This window comes from Stenotrophomonas terrae (genome assembly GCF_039674165.1).
In the GTDB taxonomy this organism is placed as follows: Bacteria; Pseudomonadota; Gammaproteobacteria; order Xanthomonadales; family Xanthomonadaceae; genus Stenotrophomonas; species Stenotrophomonas terrae_A.
Genome location: NZ_JBDJMY010000098.1, coordinates 1 through 279, shown reverse-complemented (window position 1 = coordinate 279; position 279 = coordinate 1). Strand labels below are relative to the sequence as shown.

General features: G+C 54.1%; 1 rRNA gene. It reads left to right on the top strand.

Going from position 1 to position 279, the window contains the following annotated elements:
- Positions 1 to 168 precede the first annotated feature (168 nt).
- Positions 169 to 279: ribosomal RNA gene (gene rrf, locus ABE493_RS19390) — 5S ribosomal RNA — on the top strand; the annotation flags it as partial.

The window sequence follows — 279 nt, the reverse complement described above, 5'->3', positions numbered from 1 at the left end:
TGCAGCCTAAGCTGTGCGAGAGTAGGTCATCGTCAGGGTTTTATCTAAAACCCCGCTGCTCACGCAGCGGGGTTTGTCTTTTTATGTAAGCCAGGTGTTTTTAAGCCTGGGCTATGTTCCGCAAGGAAACGCATTGGAGCTGGCGCAACGCGCTGCTCAAACCGCCTTCCTGATGAAATTAGCGCTATGGAACCACCCGATCCCATCCCGAACTCGGAAGTGAAACGTAGCCGCGCCGATGGTAGTGCAGCCTAAGCTGTGCGAGAGTAGGTCATCGTC